Here is a 15,353-nt window from a genome sequence, read left to right on the forward strand (position 1 = left end):
GTCCCCCAGGGGTGATCCGCGACACCACCCCCAGGGCCCACCGGAGAGGACCGATCGTGGACGTTTCCGAGCGCCGGGCGAGACGTCTGGCCGCCTATCAGAGACTGGTGAACGACCGGGGCCACCTGTTCAAGAACCCCGAGGACGCGCCGTTTCGCATCCTGCTTCCCGACGACCCCGCCGCACAGAACGAGGTAGCCGACGCAGCGGCCGCTCTGGCCCGCGTCCAGGGGCTGCCCGAGGAGTTCGGCGACATCGGCATCGTCTACCAGGACGACTACATCACGGTCGTCCGCGACGCCGTACGCTTCCCCTCGGGGGAGTCCGGAGCCTACGTTCGCATCTGCCCCACGGCGGACGGGGGCGGAGCCGCAGTCCTGCCGGTACTGGAGGACGGTCGGGTGGTGCTGGTGCACCACTTCCGCCATGCCGACCGCCAGTGGCACTGGGAGATTCCGCGCGGGTTCAGCGAGCCGGGGGAAACGGGGGACGCCACGGCCCGGCGCGAGGCGGAGGAAGAACTCCGCTGCCCGGTCGGCGAACTCCTCGAACTCGGCGCCATGAACGCCGACACCGGTATAGCGGCGACCCGGACCAAGTTGTACCTCGCCCGCCTCGACGAGAACGAGTTCAGAACCGAACCTTCAGAGGGGGCCAGGCAGGAGGGCATCGGTGCTGTCCGAGCAGTGAGCCCGGGCGAGCTCCGGGAGATGCTCAAACGGGGAGAGATCACCGACTCCTTCACGCTCAGCGCGATCGCGCTGGCCACGGCCGGCGGGAAGCTTCGCTGAGCCAAGGCGCCGGAGGGCCGCCGTGCGTCGCCGCGTCACGCGACGCCGCGTCATGCCGACGCCGGGACGCCTCCGGCGCGGGAGGTGTCCCGGTGTTCCGTGAGGAGCGGTCAGCGGTCGGCCTGCCGAGGGGCGGGCCTGCCGTCGGCGCTGGTGAGGACGTCCATCCGGGAGTCGGCCGGGCAGCCGTGGCCCAGAAGCGGGGAGCGTCCGTCGGCGCCGGGCACGTGGCCGACGACCGCCGCGCAGTAGCGGGCGTCGGGGACGGGGAGCGGGCGCAGCGCCACGGCCGAGTGCCCGGTCGGGGCGGCGGCCGCCACTGCGGCCAGCGAGAGCGCGGCGGCGAGGACGGGGCCGGCGAAGAGGGGGGCGGTGAGCCGGCGGGCGAGCCGGGTGGGGGTGCGTCGCACGAGGGGTACCTCCGTTAGGGGACGCGGCGGCCGTGGGACTGGCCGCCGGGCCCCATTCGAACGGCGTGTGCACCGCCCTGACGGGTCGACACACCGCTCTTCCCCGCTAGTCGTACGAATACGACTGCCCCCGCGCCGGCCCCGGCCCCGGGCTCCCGGGGCCCCTCACGCGCCCACGCCGCCACCCGCCGGCGCACCGTCCCAGAGCTCGGCGCTGCACGCGTCGACCAGTGCACCGATCCCGGCCAGCGCCTCCCGGGCGGGCAGCGGATCCAGTCGGCGGCCGTCGCGCAGGCGCAGGGCCACCCGGTCGTCGACCGCCTCCCTCGGGCCGATGACCGCCTGGTACGGCACCAGCCGCGCCTCGCGGATCCGGGCGCCGAGGCTGCCGCGCTCGGGCCCGGCGACCTCCGCCCGCAGCCCCCGGTCCAGACACCGCTGCCGGAGCAGTTCGGCCTGCGCCACCTCCGCCTCGGAGAGCGGCAGCAGGACCAGCTGGGTGGGCGCGAGCCAGGCCGGGAAGGCACCGCCGTAGAGCTCGATGAGGTGGGCGACCACCCGTTCCACGCTGCCGATGACGCTGCGGTGGACCATCACCGGGCGGTGCTTGGCGCCGTCCGCGCCGGTGTACTGCAGGCCGAACCGTTCCGGCTGGTGGAAGTCGATCTGCACGGTCGAGAGGGTGGACTCGCGGCCGGCGGCGTCGGCGATCTGGACGTCGATCTTCGGGCCGTAGAACGCGGCCTCGCCCTCGACGGCCTCGAACGGCACGCCGGACCGCTCCAGGACGTCGGTCAGCAGGGCGGTGGCCCGCTCCCAGAGCGCCGGGTCCGCCACGTACTTGCCGCCGGCGCCGGGCAGCGAGAGGCGGTGGCGGACGGGCCTGATGCCGAGCGCGCGGTGCGCCTCGCGGATCAGTTCCAGGGCGGCCACGGCCTCGTCGGCGGCCTGGTCGGGGGTGCAGAAGACGTGCGCGTCGTTCAGCTGGATCGCCCGCACCCTGGTCAGGCCGCCCAGGACGCCGGACAGCTCCGAGCGGTACATGCCGCCCAGCTCGGCCATCCGCAGCGGGAGTTCGCGGTAGCTGCGGGCGCGGGAGCGGTAGATCAGCGCGTGGTGCGGGCAGAGGCTCGGCCGCAGCACGACCTGCTCCGAGCCGAGGTCCATCGGCGGGAACATGTCCTCCCGGTAGTGCGCCCAGTGGCCGGAGATCTCGTAGAGCTCGCGTTTGCCGAGGACGGGCGAGTACACGTGCCGGTAGCCGGCCCGCCGCTCGCGCCCGCGGACGAACTCCTCCAGGGTGTGCCGGATCGCGGCGCCGTCCGGCAGCCAGTAGGGCAGGCCGGAGCCCATCAGCGGGTCGGTGTCGAACAGGTCGAGCTCGCGGCCGAGTCTGCGGTGGTCGTGCGAGGCGGCGTCGGGGGTGGCATCGGCGGCGGCGTGCACGTCGGCACGCTTGGCGGCGTCGGGGGTGGCGGCGTTCATGGCGGCGTTCATGGCGGTCGGTCTCCACTCGGGTTCGGGGATCCGCGGGCGAGTGGTGGGACCGGTACGACGAAGCCCCGGGGCACTCGCCCCGGGGCTTCGGACTTGGTCAGCAGTCAGCGCGCCGGGACTCTCTCCGGCGTCGTCGTGAGGACGGCAGCAGCGCGCTTCATGTCCCCCACGCTAGCAGGCGGACGGCGCTCCCCGCGATCACTTTTCACCCGCGGCGCCGAACCACGTGGGCAGCGCACCGAGCAGGCCCTGCTGGTCCTCGCCGACCCAGGCCACGTGACCGTCCGGCCGCAACAGCACCGCGGGCACGTCCAGTTCCTCACTCACGTCGACGACGTGGTCGACCCGGTCGGCCCACCCCTCCACCGAGAGCCGGCCGGTCCGGTCGAGCAGGAGTCCGCGGCCGCCGTGCATCAGCTCGTAGAGGCGGCCCTGCTTCAGCTGCACGTCCCGCATCCGCCGGCCGAGCAGTTCGTGGCCCTCGCCGAAGTCGTAGCGGACCCCGACCCCGGTGATCATCTCGGTCACGTACCGGTTCGCCTCCTCGATGTCCATCAGCCGCGACAACAGCTCCCGCAGCGCGGTCGGCCCGGGTTCGGTGCCCAGCAGCGTCATCTGCGCGCGGGTGTTGGCCAGCACCCGGGCGCCGACCGGGTGCCGCTCGGTGTGGTAGCTGTCCAGCAGCCCTTCCGGCGCCCGGCCGTCGACCGCGGCGGCCAGCTTCCAGCCGAGGTTGAACGCGTCCTGGACGCCGAGGTTGAGGCCCTGCCCGCCGGTCGGCGGGTGGATGTGCGCCGCGTCACCGGCGAGCAGCACCCGGCCGACCCGGTAGCGCTCGGCCTGCCGGGTGGCGTCGCCGAACCGGGAGAGCCAGCGCGGCGAGTGCACGCCGAAGTCGGTGCCGGCGACGGTCCGCAGCTGCTGCCGGAACTCCGCCAGGGTCGGCGGGGCCGAGCGGTCCTCGGCCACCCCGTCGGCGGGCACGACGATGCGGTAGACCCCCGCGTTCCCGTCCACGTCCGGAACGGCACCGAACCGCAGCTGGGTCCGGCGGACCTCCGCCACGACCGCGGTGATCACCGCCGGGTCCGCGGTCGCCTCCATGTCGCCCAACAGCGTGTCGACGGTGGAGGGTTCGCCGGGGAAGGCGACGCCGAGCTGCCGGCGCACCGTGCTGCGCCCGCCGTCGCAGCCGACGAGGTAGCGCGAGCGCAGCCGCGCGCCTCCCCCACCCGCCACACGCCCACCGGTCACGTCCTCAGCGGCCGCGCCTTCATCCGCCGGGGTGCCTCCACTCGCCAGCTCGACGGTCACCCCGTCCTCGTCCTGGCTCACCCCGACCACGTCGCACCCGCGCCGGATCTCCACGCCCAGTTCGAGGGCCCGCTCGGTGAGCAGCCGCTCGGTGACCGCCTGCGGGGTGGTGAGGCCGTACGGGTGGGCGGTGTCCACCGTCTCCGGCCACGGCTTGTGGATGCCGCCGAAGAAGCCGCCGACCGAGAACCTCTCACTGACCGCGAGGAACCGCTCCAGCAGGCCGCGCTGGTCCATCACTTCGACGCTGCGCGCGTGCAGGCCGCGCCCGCGGGACTGCGCGGTCGGCTCGGCCAGCCGCTCCAGCACGACCGTGTGCACGCCGTGCAGCCGCAACTCGCACGCCAGCATCAGTCCGGTCGGCCCTCCGCCGACCACGATGACATCGATCATCACAAGCCCCCGTTCCACGAGATCGGTCCCCGGCCGGCCGCACTGCCCACGGCCCGGAGGCGCGCAAACCGCGCCAATCCGGCATTTCCGCAGGTTCCGGCCGAGGCTGACCATTCTGCGCCCCCACCGGGGCCTTGCCACAAGCCCCCCGGTGCGCTATAGGTTGAGAGTGGCAGGGAGAATCGAGACTCCTTGCCACTGTCGTTTCCGGGCCACTGCGGACGGCTTCCGACTCCCGGCCTCCCGGCGCTTGGGGGGCGTCTCAGTGCAGGACCAGGCAGCCGCGGTTCGTCAGGGCTGCAAGGAGGGCGGGCGGCGGCACCACGTCGTTCCAACGCAGGTCGAGCTTCTCCAGGGCGGGCAGCTCGGTCAGCCAGTCCGGCAACCCGGTGATCCGGTTGCTCCGCAGGTCCAGTCGGCGCAGCAGGGGCAGTGCGGCCAGGACGGACGGGATCTCGGTGAAGGCGTTGTCCCGCAGCTCCAGCTCGCGCAGCTCGGCCAGCCCGGCGGTGGACGGCGGCAGCGCGGTCAACGCATTGCCGCGCAGCCAGAGTTCGCGCAGACGGGTGAGCCGGCCGAGGGTGTCGGGCAGCGCGGTGAGCCCGTTGTGCTGCGCCCGCAGCTCGACCAGGGCGGTCATGTCGCCCACGGTGTCGGGGAGTTCGGTGAGTCGGTTGTCCCCGACGTTGAGGTAGCGCAGTGCGGCGAGGCGGCCGAGCCCGTCGGGGAGACGGGTCAGCGCGTTGTCGTGCAGGTAGAGGAAGTCGGCCAGTCCGGTGAGGTCGCCGAGCTCCTCGGGCACTGCCGTGAGCGCGTTGTGCCCCAGGTCGAGGGTCCGCAGCCGCTGCAACCGGCCGATGCCCGGCGGCAGTTCGGCCAGGCCGGTGTCGGCGAGGATGAGCACGGTCAGGTCGGTGCGCTCCCAGACGGTCGCGGGCACCTCGCCGAGCGGCTGCCGCCAGAGGTTCAGGGTCACGTCGGTCGCGTCGGACACGTCGTTCGCGTCGGTCACGTCGTTCGCGTCGGTCACGTCGTTCGCTGGAGTCGCTTCGATCGCTGGAGTCGCTGGAGTCGCTGGAGTCGCTTCGGTCACGACGGCATTCTTCCGGACGACCCGGCGCTCCCCGAAGGCGTGCCGCGCCGGGGCCCGGACGGTCGCACCACCGGCGGTGGAGGTGCGGGCCGGGCCCCGGCGGCGGGGTGCGCGCGGGGGTCGCGTCACATGTTGATCATGTGCCCGGCCAGGCCGTGGATGGCCTCCTTGACGGCCTCGCCCAGGGTCGGGTGGGCGTGGACGTTGCGGGCGACCTCGTGCACGGTGAGGTCCCACTGCTGCGCCAGGGTCAGCTCGGGCAGCAGCTCGGTGACCTCGGGGCCGATCAGGTGGGCGCCGAGCAGCTCGCCGTACTTGTTGTCGCAGATCACCTTGACGAAGCCGATCGGGTGGCCGAGGCCGTGCGCCTTGCCGTTGGCGGTGAACGGGAACTTGGCGACCTTGACGTCGTAGCCGAGCTCGCGGGCCTGCGCCTCGGTGTAGCCGAAGCTGGCGATCTGCGGCTGGCAGTAGGTGGCGCGCGGGATCATCACGAAGTCGAGCTCCATCGTCTCGGCCCCGCCGATGGTCTCGGCCGCGATGACGGCCATCGACTCGGCCGCGTGGGCGAGCATCAGCTTGGCGGTGACGTCACCGATCGCGAAGATGTGCTCGACGTTGGTGCGGCCGCGGCCGTCGACCGCGATCGCGCCGCGCTCGGTGAGCTTGACGCCGGTGTTCTCCAGACCGTAGCCGTGCACGCGCGGCGCGAAGCCGATCGCCTGGAGCACCTTGTCGGCCTCCAGGACCTTCTGCTGGCCGTCCTTGGCGGTGACGGTGACCCGGACCGGGGCGGCCGGGTCCTTGTCGTCGATCGAGTCGACGCGGGTCGAGGTGAGCACCTCGATGCCGAGCTTGCGGTACTGCTTGGCCAGCTCGGCGGAGACCTCGGCGTCCTCCAGCGGCACCATCCGGTCCAGGAACTCGACGATGGTGACCTTCACGCCGTAGTTGTGCAGCACGTAGGCGAACTCGACGCCGATCGCGCCGGCGCCCGCGATGATGATGCTGCCGGGCAGCTCCTCGGTGAGGATCTGCTCCTCGTAGGTCACCACGCGGTCGCTCAGGCTGGTGCCGGGGAGCAGCCGGGTGGTGGCGCCGGCGGCGATGATGCAGTGGTCGAAGGTGATCATCTCGAAGCCGCCCGCGGTCAGCGCGACCTGCAGGGTGCGGTCGTCGACGAAGGTGCCCCGGCCGTCGTACTCGGTGATGCCGTTCTTCTTCATCAGGTAGTGGACGCCCTTGACCCGGCCGTCGGCGACCGAGCGGCTGCGGCGGAAGGCCTCGCCGAAGTCGAAGCTGACCTGGCCCTCGACCTTGATGCCGAAGGTCTTGGCCTCCTTGGTGAAGATGTGCGCCAGTTCCGCATTGCGCAGCAGGGCCTTGGAGGGGATGCAGCCGACGTTCAGGCAGACGCCGCCCCAGTACTTGGCCTCGATGACGGCGGTGCGCAGGCCCAGCTGCGCGGCACGGACGGCGGCCGTGTAGCCGCCGGGGCCCGCGCCGAGGACGACGACGTCGTAGTGCGTGCTGCTCATGGTGCTAGCTCCTCCGAGGGTGTCACGGTCACGTGATCTCGGTGCCATGGTGTCAGGCCCTGGCTTCGTGCACCCATCGGACCCCGGAGGTACGCCGCCCGACCGGTCTGCCGGCGGCCCCTGGGGCGGGGCCGCCGGCGGTCGCGCGGGGCGAGGGCGGCCCGGAGCGGGCCGGTACGGCGCCCGGCCGGCCCGGAGCGGGCCGGTACGGCGGCCGGCCGGCCGGCCGGAGCAGCCGGACCGAAACAGGCCGTACGGCGTCGGACCGGGGTCGGGCCCCGGCCTCACGCCCGTACCGCGCGTGCCGGGCCCGGATCAGGCGTCGACCTCGTGCGTGTGGCCCTCGTGCAGGCCGCCGCCGCTGCCGGCCTGGCCGTCGGTGTGCTGCGGCGGCACCGGCGCATGCAGCGAGGAGAGGTCCCAGGCGTAGGTGCCGACCGAGTCGGCGATGACGTCGATGTTGACGTCGAAGGCCTTGAGGTCGAGGTTGCCCAGGTTGTCGCAGGCCTGGTGGTAGCACTTGTCGAACGCCACGCCCGCGGTGCCGCCGTAGCGGGCGGCCTGGGCGGCGGACTTGACGATCTCGGCGCCGGTGTCGGTGCCGCCGGCCGGGATCCCGGCGTCGATGAACGGTCCGTAGTCGGAGCGGCCGGTGAAGTCGGTGCCCTCGTGCGGGAGCCCGCGGCGGTCCAGGTAGTCCGTGATGCGCCGCTCCAGCTGGGCCGAGCCGTCCGGGCCGGGGCCGGAGCCGACGTGGTCGGAGTCGTCGCCGTCGTAGACGAACTGGGCGGAGTTGGGCGAGGCGATCATGTCGAAGTTCAGGTAGAGCCTGATCTTCTTCCTGTCGGCCTCGGAGAGTGACTTCACGTAGGCCTCGGAGCCCTTGAGGCCGAACTCCTCGGCGGACCACCAGGCGAACCGGATCTTGTTCTTCACCGGCCGCTTGGCGATGTTCTTGGCGACCTCCAGGATGCCCGCCGAGCCGGAGCCGTTGTCGTTGATGCCCGGGCCGGCCACCACGGAGTCCAGGTGGGCGCCGACCACGACGGTGTCGGCGTCGTCGCCGCCGCGGGTCTCGGCGATGACGTTCCAGGTGGTGCGCTTCTCCATGAAGGTGCGCAGGTCCAGGGTGACGGTGACCGGGCCGGCGGCGGCCTCGGCGGCCAGTGACTCGCCGGCCGCCTTCGTGGTGCCGGCCGTCGGGATCCGGCCGGACTCCGGGTCGCCGAGGGTGCCGTTGAGGTCCCCCTCGATGTTGTTGTACACGACCGCGGCGAGCGCGCCGGCGTCGGCCGCCGCGGCCTGCTTGACGGCGAAACTGCAGCCACCGCGCTTGATCAGCGCGATCCGCCCGGTGAACGCGCCGGCCGCGTAGTCGGCCGGCTCGCACCCGGTGGTGGCGTCCACCGGGACCACCGCCAGCTGGGCCGTCAGACCGCCCTCGGGGCCACCGGCCGAGTAGGTCATGGCCTTGATCCTGACGTCCTCGGCCCGGGGCGAGACCACACTGAGCCGCTCCGTGAGCTCCTGGAAGAAGGTGTACTCGAACTCCTGCCGCGACACCTTCAGGCCGGCCCGGCGGGCCTGCTCGTACACGTAGCGGGCCGACTGGTCGTGGCCGGGCGAGCCCGCCACCCGGTTGCCTCCGTTGCGGTCGGCGATCCGCTGGAACTCCCGCAGGGTCCGGTACGCGCCGTCGGCGGTGCTCTCCTCGACCAGGCGGGCGGCCAGCTTGGCCCCCTTGTGGGCCGGGTCCGGGTCGGCCGACGCGCTGCCGGTGCCGACCAGCAGCAGCGGGGCCACCAGGGCGGCCACCGCCAGTGAGGCGCCCGCGACCCGCCGGGCCGAAGGGGCCGGGGCGCGCCCGGTCCGCGGGGTCGAGGCGTGCGGAGCGGTCGGAGCGGTCGGGCGGGATGTCCGAGCGTTCAAGGCGCGTCCTTTCGGCAGTCGGTGGACTCCCGATTTGACATGCTCGGCGCCGGGCTGCCAACCCCGACGCGCAAGCTGACAGGATGCGGACACCGGCAGCGGCGGTGATCCTGGAGAGGTGGGGGCATCTCATCCGGGAGTGTGACCGCATGTCCATGATGGATAAGCTCAAGCAGATGCTGAAGGGCCACGAGGCGCAGGCCGAGAAGGCCGTCGACAAGGCGGGCGACGCCGTCGACGAGCGGACGCAGGGCAAGTACGCCGGACAGGTGGACACCGCCCAGGACAAGGCCAAGGACCAGTTCCGGGACCAGCCTCCGCAGTAGCGGCCGGCCCGTGGCCCCGCCGGCGTCCGCCGGCCCGCGCCGGTGAAGCCTGCACCCCGGTCGGGTGCCCGTCGGAAGGCGGCGCCGGACCGGGGTGCCGCACGTTTGCGGGGACCGCCCCGCGGGGTGCCGCGGACCGCCCCGGCAGGGATGCCGCGCGCCGCCGGGGACCGCCCGACCCACCCCCGAGCAGGGGGCTTTACATACTCATTACCATGGACACGCTTGCGGAAATCCCCCTGACGAGAGGACAGCCGCCGTGTCGATCCCCCGTGTCCGGACCACCCCCCTGCCCGGAGTGGGCGTCCAGTACGACCTGACGACACGAGAACGGCGGCACCTGTCGGTCATCGCCCACCGGGACGGCTCACGCAGCCTCAACGTCTACCGCTCCGACGACCCCGACGCCTGCTCCCAGGCCTTCCGGCTGACCTTCGAGGAGTCAGCGGCCCTGGTCGACGCCCTGACGCCCGCCCACCGGACACCCGATCAGCAGCCGGACGGCCGGACGGCGGACGGGCGGCCGCACCCCGGCCTCCTGCACACCACCGACCTCGGCCTGGTCGCCGAGCGGCTGCCGGTCGACGGCGCCTCGCACTGGAACGGCCGGACGCTCGGGGAGACCCGGATGCGGACCGAGACCGGTGCCTCGATCGTCGCCGTGCTGCGCCGCACCGGCGCCGTGCCCTCCCCCGCGCCGGACTTCCGGCTGGCGGGCGGGGACACCCTGATCGTCATCGGCACCCGCGAGGGCGTCGACGCCGCCGCCGCGATCCTGGGACGGGAGTGATCGGGTGCACACTGCGAGCGTCTTCATCGAGCTCGGCTCGGTCATCCTCGTCCTCGGGCTGCTCGGGCGAATAGCCGGCCGGTACGGGCTCTCCCCCATCCCGCTCTACCTGCTCGGCGGGCTGGCCTTCGGCAAGGGCGGGCTGCTGCCGCTCAGCGCCAGCGAGGAGTTCGTCGCCACCGGCGCCGAGATCGGCGTCGTCCTGCTGCTGCTGATGCTGGGCCTGGAGTACACCGCCGCCGATCTGGTGACCAACCTCAAGGCCCAGTACCCGGCCGGCGCCGTCGACTTCCTGCTCAACGCGCTGCCCGGCGCGGTGGCCGCCCTGCTGCTGGGCTGGGGGCCGGTGGCCGCCGTGGTGCTGGCCGGCGTCACCTGGATCTCCTCCTCGGGCGTCATCGCCAAGGTGCTCGGCGACCTCGGGCGGCTCGGCAACCGCGAGACCCCGGTGATCCTGAGCATCCTGGTGCTGGAGGACCTCGCGATGGCGGTCTACCTGCCCATCCTCACCGCCGTCCTGGCCGGCGCCGGACTGGTCGCCGGCTCGATCACCCTGGCCATCGCCCTGGCCACCGCGGGCGCGGTGCTCTTCGTCGCGCTCCGCTACGGGCGCCTGATCTCGCGTTTCGTCTCGCACGACGACCCGGAGAAGCTGCTGCTGGTCGTGCTCGGGCTGACCCTGCTGGTGGCCGGCCTCGCCCAGCAGCTCCAGGTCTCGGCCGCGGTCGGCGCCTTCCTGGTGGGCATCGCGCTGTCCGGCGAGGCCGCCGAGGGCGCGCACACCCTGCTCAGCCCGCTGCGGGACCTCTTCGCCGCGGTCTTCTTCGTCTTCTTCGGACTGAGCACCGATCCGACCAGCATCCCGCCGGTGCTGCTGCCCGCGCTGCTGCTCGCCGTGGCCACCGCGCTCACCAAGGTGGCCACCGGTTACTGGGCGGCCCGCCGGGCCGGGATCGCCGTGCGCGGGCGCTGGCGGGCCGGCGGCGCGCTGGTCTCGCGCGGCGAGTTCTCCATCGTCATCGCGGGCCTCGCCGTCACGGCCGGCATCGAGCCGGCCCTCGGGCCGCTCGCCACGGCGTACGTGCTGATCCTGGTGGTCACGGGGCCGCTCGCCGCGCGCTACACCCAGCCGGCGGTGGAGCGGCTCGGGGCGCTCCGGGGTCGCAGGCGGGCCGCCCGCTGGGCGCCCGCCCGGACGGCGGGTCCGGCGGACGCGGCAGGTCCAGGGGACGTGACGGGTTCGGGGGACGTGACGCACGCGGCGGTTGTCGCGGGAAGCGCGGTGAGTGCGGGCGCGGTGCCGACAGCGGGTCCGGGCGCGGGTCCGGTCACGGGCGGTGCGGTAGCGGGCCGCGCGGTCACGGAAGCCCCGGACGAGGCGGTCAACGGGGTCGCGAGCTGACCACCGCCGCCGGGTGACCCGGGACGGGCCACTCCGGTCCGCCCCGGGTCACCCGGCGGCACCGTCTCCGGGGGGCTCCGCCCGTTCCCCGTCCTCGGCTTCCGCGTCCTCGGACTCGCCGGCCGGTCCGGCCGTCCCCGCCACCGTCGCCGCGCCGCAGTGCTCGCACGGCCCGGGGCCGGACCGCGCGCGCAGGCGGCCGCACTCCTCGCACACCCGGTCCAGCCAGCACGCCGCCTCGCCGCCCTCGTCCATACGGAGATTCTGCCCCGGGCCGCCGTACGCCATCGAGTAGACACTGTCTACGCCCGACTGGTAGACAGTGTCCATGAATGATCAAGAGACGGGCCTGCGCGCCCGGCTGGTGGCCGCCGGGGTCGAGCTGGTGACCCTCGAAGGCGTGCACGCGCTCACCCTGCGCGAGATCGCCCGACGGGCCGGGGTCTCGCACGGCGCGCCGCGCCGCCACTTCGCCACCCACGTCGAGCTGCTGGCGGCGATCGCGCGACGCGGCTTCGGCGACCTGGCGGCCGCACTGGCCCGCGCCGACGACGCCGTCACCGACCCGGGCGACGGGAACGGGGGCACCGGCCGCGACCCGCGCGCCAGGATCGCCGCGCTCGCCCGCGCCTACCTCGACTTCGCAGCCGAACAGCCCGGCATGTTCGACCTGATGTTCCGTCACGACGTCCTGGAGGGCAGCGGCATCGGCCTGCGGGCCACCACGCTGCCGATGTTCGAGATCTTCGTCCGGCTCATCGGGGAGGTCGGGCCGCCCGCCGGCGTCCGGCCGGCGGACGCCACCGCCGCGTTCTGGGCCAACCTGCACGGGCTCGCCCAACTCCGCGCCTGGGGCAGCCTCCGACTCGCCTCCGGCAGCGACGACATCGGCCCGCTGCTGGACGCCGCCCTCGTCGCCCACCTCGGCCCGGAGTCCCGATGACAACGGTCGCGCGCCGCCGGCTCACCCTGGCCGGGAGCATCACCGGCGCGGCGATCGTCGCCCTCGACGGCACCGTGCTCACCGTCGCCCAGCCCAGCATGCAGCGCGACCTGCACGCCACCTTCGCCCAGGTGCAGTGGACCAGTACCGCCTATCTCATCGCGGTGGCCGGCCTGCTGGTCCTCGCCGGCCGCCTCGGCGACCGCTACGGCCACCAACGGGTGTTCGCCGTGGGCGTGCTGGGCTTCGCCGCCTCCTCCGCCGGGATCGGCCTGGCGCCCGGCGTCGGCTGGGTCATCGCCCTGCGCGCCGTCCAGGGGGTGTCGGGGGCGCTGCTGCAACCCGCCACCCTCGGCATGCTGCGCCTCGCGTACCCCGCCGACCGGCTCGCGCTGCCGATCGCGCTGCGCACCAGCGCGATCGGCCTGGCGGCCGCCGCCGGGCCGGTGGTCGGCGGCGCCCTGACCGCGCACCTGGGGTGGCGGGCCGTCTTCTTCCTGACCGTCGCGCCGGCCGTGGCGGTCGGGGCCGCCGCCCTGCTGGTCCGGCTGCCGCAGCCGCCCGTCGACCGCGCAGCCGGGCTCGACCTGCCGGGCGCGAGCCTGCTCGCGGCGGCACTGGTCTGCCTGGTGCACGCCCTGGTCGGCATACCCGACGGCGGCTGGTCCGCGGCCACCGCCCTCGGGCTCCTCGCCGCCGCCCTGCTCGGCGCCGCCTTCGTCCGGCACGAGCGGCGGACGGCCCGCCCGCTGCTGCCGCCCCGCATGCTCGGCTCCGCGACGGTCGGTTCCGCGCTCGGGGTGCTGCTCACGGCCTCCGCGGCGATCTTCGGCACCCTGTTCCTGGGGACGTACTACCTCCAGGAGGTGCTCCTCCTGGACCCGCTCGGCAGCGCGCTGCGAGCGCTGCCGCTCGCGGTGGCCATGGTGCTGGCCGCCCCGGCCTCGGCGACGCTGATGCGCCGTCACGGGCCGCGCCGCACGGTGGTCGCCGGGATGCTGCTGGTCACGCTGGGCTCCCTGCTGGCCTCCCGGCTCGACCAGGGCACGCACACGGCGGTGGTCTGCGGCTGCTTCCTGTTGCTGGGCACCGGGTTGGGGACGGTGATGGTCACCGCCACCGCCGTCCTCGTCCGCGACGCGTCGGTGGCCGACGCGGGCGTGGCGGGGGGCCTGCAGCAGACCGCGATGAACATCGGCCCCGTCCTGGGCGTGGCCGCCGCCACCACCCTGACGGCGGGCCGGCCGCTCGCGACGGCGATGGGCCCGGCCCTGCTGGCCCTCGCCGCCACTGCGGCCGCCGGTACCCTGCTCGCCCTCCGGCTCCCGGCCTCGGCCGCCGGGGCGGAAGGGGCCCGGGGGCGGGCCGGAGAGGCCGGGGAAGCCGGAGAGGCCGGGGAGGCCGACCCGGCCACAGCCGCGGCCGAGGGGTAGCGCGGGGCGCGGAGCGGGTGCGGCGCGGCACGGCGCCGGGCGCCTCGCGCCCGCTCAGTCCGCCGTCTCCAGCGCCCGCCCGGCCGGCATCGCCGGCCCGCGGACCGGCCTCTCCGCCCCCGCGGGCGCGGCCGGGCGGCGGCCGACCAGCAGCCGCATCAGGGCGAGCTGGGCCACCGCGCCCACCGTCATGCCGGCCCAGAGCCCGTCCACCCCGAGCGGGCCGGACAGGGCGGCACCGGCGCCCAGCTGGAGGCCGAGGCCGAGCAGCACCGCCACCACCAGCGGCCGGCCCCCGCCGGAGGCCTGGTACACCCCGCCGAGCGCCACCACCAGCGCGTACGGCAGCAGGTAGAGGCCCGCCATCCGCAGGAACCCGACCGACTCGCCGGCCACCGCCGGGTCGTCGGTGAACAGTGCCGTCACCGGCACGGCGAGCGCCGCACAGAGCACGGCGGCGCCGGCGCCGAGTGCCGCGGCCAGCCGCGCGGTGTCCCGGCCGAGGGTGCGCAGCGCCGCGGTGTCGCCCACGCCGGCGAGCCGGGCGGACTCGATCACCGCGGCCTGCCGCACGGCGTAGAAGGCCATGGTGACGATCAGCAGGGCGCGGTAGCCGACGCCGTAGCCCGCCACGGCCGGGACGCCGAAGGCCGCGACCAGGCCGAGCTGCGCCGTGCCCACGCCCATCCGGGCGGTGAAGTCCAGGCCGAACGGCGCCCCGGCGGCGACGATCCCGCGCATCGCCGGGCCCGTGCCGCCGGGCGGGGCGGGCATCCGCCGGCGGCGCCGGAGCAGCAGGGTGACGGCGAAGGCGGCGGCGCGCGAGAGGGTCAGGGCGAGGGCCGCGCCGGTGACGCCGAGGGCGGGGAGGGGGCCGGGGCCGAGGATCAGCAGCGGGTCGAGGAGCAGCAGCAGGGCGTTGGCGAGCAGGGCCGTCCGCAGGGGTGTGCGGGTGTCGCCGGCGCCCTTGAAGAGCTCGTCGGCGACGCGCTGGCCGAAGAAGAGCCCGAACGCGGGGAAGGCCACCGCGAACCAGTCCGCGGCGAGCCCGGCCGCCGCGCCGTCCAGGAAGACCCCGGCGAGGTGCTCGCGGAGCAGGAAGCCGGGCACGGCGAGCAGGAGGGTGCCGACCGTGCAGAGCCGCCAGGCCGCCCGCGCGGTGCGGCCGGCGGCCGCGGGGTCACCGGCCCCGAGGGCGTGCGCGAGCCGGACGGTGGTGCCGGAGGAGACCACGAGGACGAGGCCGAGCAGCAGGTTCTCCACGGTGCCCGCGAGGGTGACGGCGGCGACGGCGGAGCCGCCGAGGCCGGCCACCCAGAAGGTGCCGATGACGGAGGCGACCACCCCGGACAGCAGTTCCCCGTAGACCGGCCCGGCCAGTCCGATCAGCCGCGGCAGGTGTCCGCGCACGATTCCCCCCTTCGGCGGCCCGAACGGCCCGGCGCCATCAGTACCTCGAATAGAGATACATCTAATCGAGGCACCTCGGCAAGA

The 15,353-nt window shown here is 74.4% G+C and carries 14 protein-coding genes; 6 read left to right on the forward strand and 8 right to left on the reverse strand.

Translation table 11 applies throughout. The annotated features are described in order from the left end of the window. The first annotated feature begins 56 nt into the window (after nucleotides 1–56). Entirely contained in the window at nucleotides 57–791 is a 735-nt protein-coding gene (locus ACIPSC_RS29415) for an NUDIX hydrolase (RefSeq protein ID WP_400829624.1), read from the forward strand. A 110-nt stretch (nucleotides 792–901) separates the two neighbouring features. Here ACIPSC_RS29415 and ACIPSC_RS29420 read toward each other — a convergent pair whose 3' ends face one another. The 6 genes from ACIPSC_RS29420 to ACIPSC_RS29445 all read right to left on the reverse strand — a co-directional run bounded on the left by ACIPSC_RS29420 (nucleotide 902) and on the right by ACIPSC_RS29445 (nucleotide 8,857). Next, nucleotides 902–1,201, reverse strand: a complete 300-nt coding sequence (locus ACIPSC_RS29420; RefSeq protein WP_400829628.1) for a hypothetical protein — start codon at nucleotides 1,199–1,201, stop codon at nucleotides 902–904. A 165-nt stretch (nucleotides 1,202–1,366) separates the two neighbouring features. Then, complete coding sequence (gene thrS, locus ACIPSC_RS29425) at nucleotides 1,367–2,698, reverse strand: threonine--tRNA ligase (RefSeq protein WP_400829633.1); 1,332 nt, start codon at nucleotides 2,696–2,698, stop codon at nucleotides 1,367–1,369. 198 nt (nucleotides 2,699–2,896) lie between these two features. Further along, nucleotides 2,897–4,405: an FAD-dependent monooxygenase gene (locus ACIPSC_RS29430; protein WP_400829637.1), complete on the reverse strand. Its 1,509-nt coding sequence runs from the start codon at nucleotides 4,403–4,405 to the stop codon at nucleotides 2,897–2,899. Nucleotides 4,406–4,667: 262 nt separating this feature from the next. Next, the gene (locus ACIPSC_RS29435) at nucleotides 4,668–5,435 is read right to left on the reverse strand and encodes a leucine-rich repeat domain-containing protein (RefSeq protein WP_400829640.1); all 768 of its coding nucleotides are present in this window, start codon (nucleotides 5,433–5,435) and stop codon (nucleotides 4,668–4,670) included. Nucleotides 5,436–5,623: 188 nt separating this feature from the next. Continuing rightward, nucleotides 5,624–7,036, reverse strand: a complete 1,413-nt coding sequence (gene lpdA, locus ACIPSC_RS29440) for a dihydrolipoyl dehydrogenase (RefSeq protein WP_400829643.1) — start codon at nucleotides 7,034–7,036, stop codon at nucleotides 5,624–5,626. 315 nt (nucleotides 7,037–7,351) lie between these two features. Further along, nucleotides 7,352–8,857 (reverse strand): M28 family metallopeptidase, encoded by a 1,506-nt coding sequence (locus ACIPSC_RS29445; RefSeq protein ID WP_400829781.1) that lies wholly within the window; start codon nucleotides 8,855–8,857, stop codon nucleotides 7,352–7,354. Nucleotides 8,858–9,114: 257 nt separating this feature from the next. On the opposite strand from ACIPSC_RS29445, the gene ACIPSC_RS29450 reads away from it, so the two are divergent. The 3 genes from ACIPSC_RS29450 to ACIPSC_RS29460 all read left to right on the forward strand — a co-directional run bounded on the left by ACIPSC_RS29450 (nucleotide 9,115) and on the right by ACIPSC_RS29460 (nucleotide 11,483). Next, a complete protein-coding gene (locus ACIPSC_RS29450) occupies nucleotides 9,115–9,291 on the forward strand; it encodes an antitoxin (protein WP_400829647.1) in 177 nt (58 codons plus the stop codon). Between the two features lie 259 nt (nucleotides 9,292–9,550). Continuing rightward, nucleotides 9,551–10,081, forward strand: a complete 531-nt coding sequence (locus ACIPSC_RS29455) for a cation:proton antiporter regulatory subunit (RefSeq protein WP_400829651.1) — start codon at nucleotides 9,551–9,553, stop codon at nucleotides 10,079–10,081. Nucleotides 10,082–10,085: 4 nt separating this feature from the next. Further along, nucleotides 10,086–11,483 (forward strand): cation:proton antiporter, encoded by a 1,398-nt coding sequence (locus ACIPSC_RS29460; RefSeq protein ID WP_400829653.1) that lies wholly within the window; start codon nucleotides 10,086–10,088, stop codon nucleotides 11,481–11,483. Nucleotides 11,484–11,531: 48 nt separating this feature from the next. On the opposite strand, the gene ACIPSC_RS29465 is transcribed toward ACIPSC_RS29460, so the two are convergent. Next, the gene (locus ACIPSC_RS29465) at nucleotides 11,532–11,813 is read right to left on the reverse strand and encodes a hypothetical protein (RefSeq protein ID WP_400829655.1); all 282 of its coding nucleotides are present in this window, start codon (nucleotides 11,811–11,813) and stop codon (nucleotides 11,532–11,534) included. Between ACIPSC_RS29465 and ACIPSC_RS29470 the strand changes: the two genes are divergently transcribed. Both ACIPSC_RS29470 and ACIPSC_RS29475 read left to right on the forward strand, forming a co-directional pair. Beyond that, nucleotides 11,812–12,426, forward strand: coding sequence for a TetR/AcrR family transcriptional regulator (locus ACIPSC_RS29470; protein WP_400829659.1), 615 nt, complete (start codon nucleotides 11,812–11,814; stop codon nucleotides 12,424–12,426). The genes ACIPSC_RS29465 and ACIPSC_RS29470 overlap by 2 nt on opposite strands. Then, nucleotides 12,423–13,859, forward strand: coding sequence for an MFS transporter (locus tag ACIPSC_RS29475; RefSeq protein WP_400829661.1), 1,437 nt, complete (start codon nucleotides 12,423–12,425; stop codon nucleotides 13,857–13,859). The genes ACIPSC_RS29470 and ACIPSC_RS29475 overlap by 4 nt, the downstream gene beginning before the upstream one ends. A gap of 54 nt (nucleotides 13,860–13,913) precedes the next feature. Here the strand turns inward: ACIPSC_RS29475 and ACIPSC_RS29480 are convergent, their stop codons facing one another. After that, nucleotides 13,914–15,269 (reverse strand): MATE family efflux transporter, encoded by a 1,356-nt coding sequence (locus tag ACIPSC_RS29480; RefSeq protein ID WP_400829664.1) that lies wholly within the window; start codon nucleotides 15,267–15,269, stop codon nucleotides 13,914–13,916. Nucleotides 15,270–15,353: the final 84 nt, after the last annotated feature.

The sequence above is a fragment of the Kitasatospora sp. NPDC090091 genome (assembly GCF_044747365.1).
Taxonomy (GTDB): domain Bacteria; phylum Actinomycetota; class Actinomycetes; order Streptomycetales; family Streptomycetaceae; genus Kitasatospora.

Bases quoted from the DNA above. Each gene is read 5' to 3' on its own strand.
- ACIPSC_RS29475 (WP_400829661.1), top strand. From the start codon at position 12,423: ATGACAACGGTCGCGCGCCGCCGGCTCACCCTGGCCGGGAGCATCACC.
- ACIPSC_RS29450 (WP_400829647.1), top strand. From the start codon at position 9,115: ATGTCCATGATGGATAAGCTCAAGCAGATGCTGAAGGGCCACGAGGCG.
- ACIPSC_RS29470 (WP_400829659.1), top strand. From the start codon at position 11,812: ATGAATGATCAAGAGACGGGCCTGCGCGCCCGGCTGGTGGCCGCCGGG.
- ACIPSC_RS29430 (WP_400829637.1), bottom strand. From the start codon at position 4,405: ATGATCGATGTCATCGTGGTCGGCGGAGGGCCGACCGGACTGATGCTG.
- thrS (WP_400829633.1), bottom strand. From the start codon at position 2,698: ATGAACGCCGCCATGAACGCCGCCACCCCCGACGCCGCCAAGCGTGCC.
- ACIPSC_RS29465 (WP_400829655.1), bottom strand. From the start codon at position 11,813: ATGGACACTGTCTACCAGTCGGGCGTAGACAGTGTCTACTCGATGGCG.
- lpdA (WP_400829643.1), bottom strand. From the start codon at position 7,036: ATGAGCAGCACGCACTACGACGTCGTCGTCCTCGGCGCGGGCCCCGGC.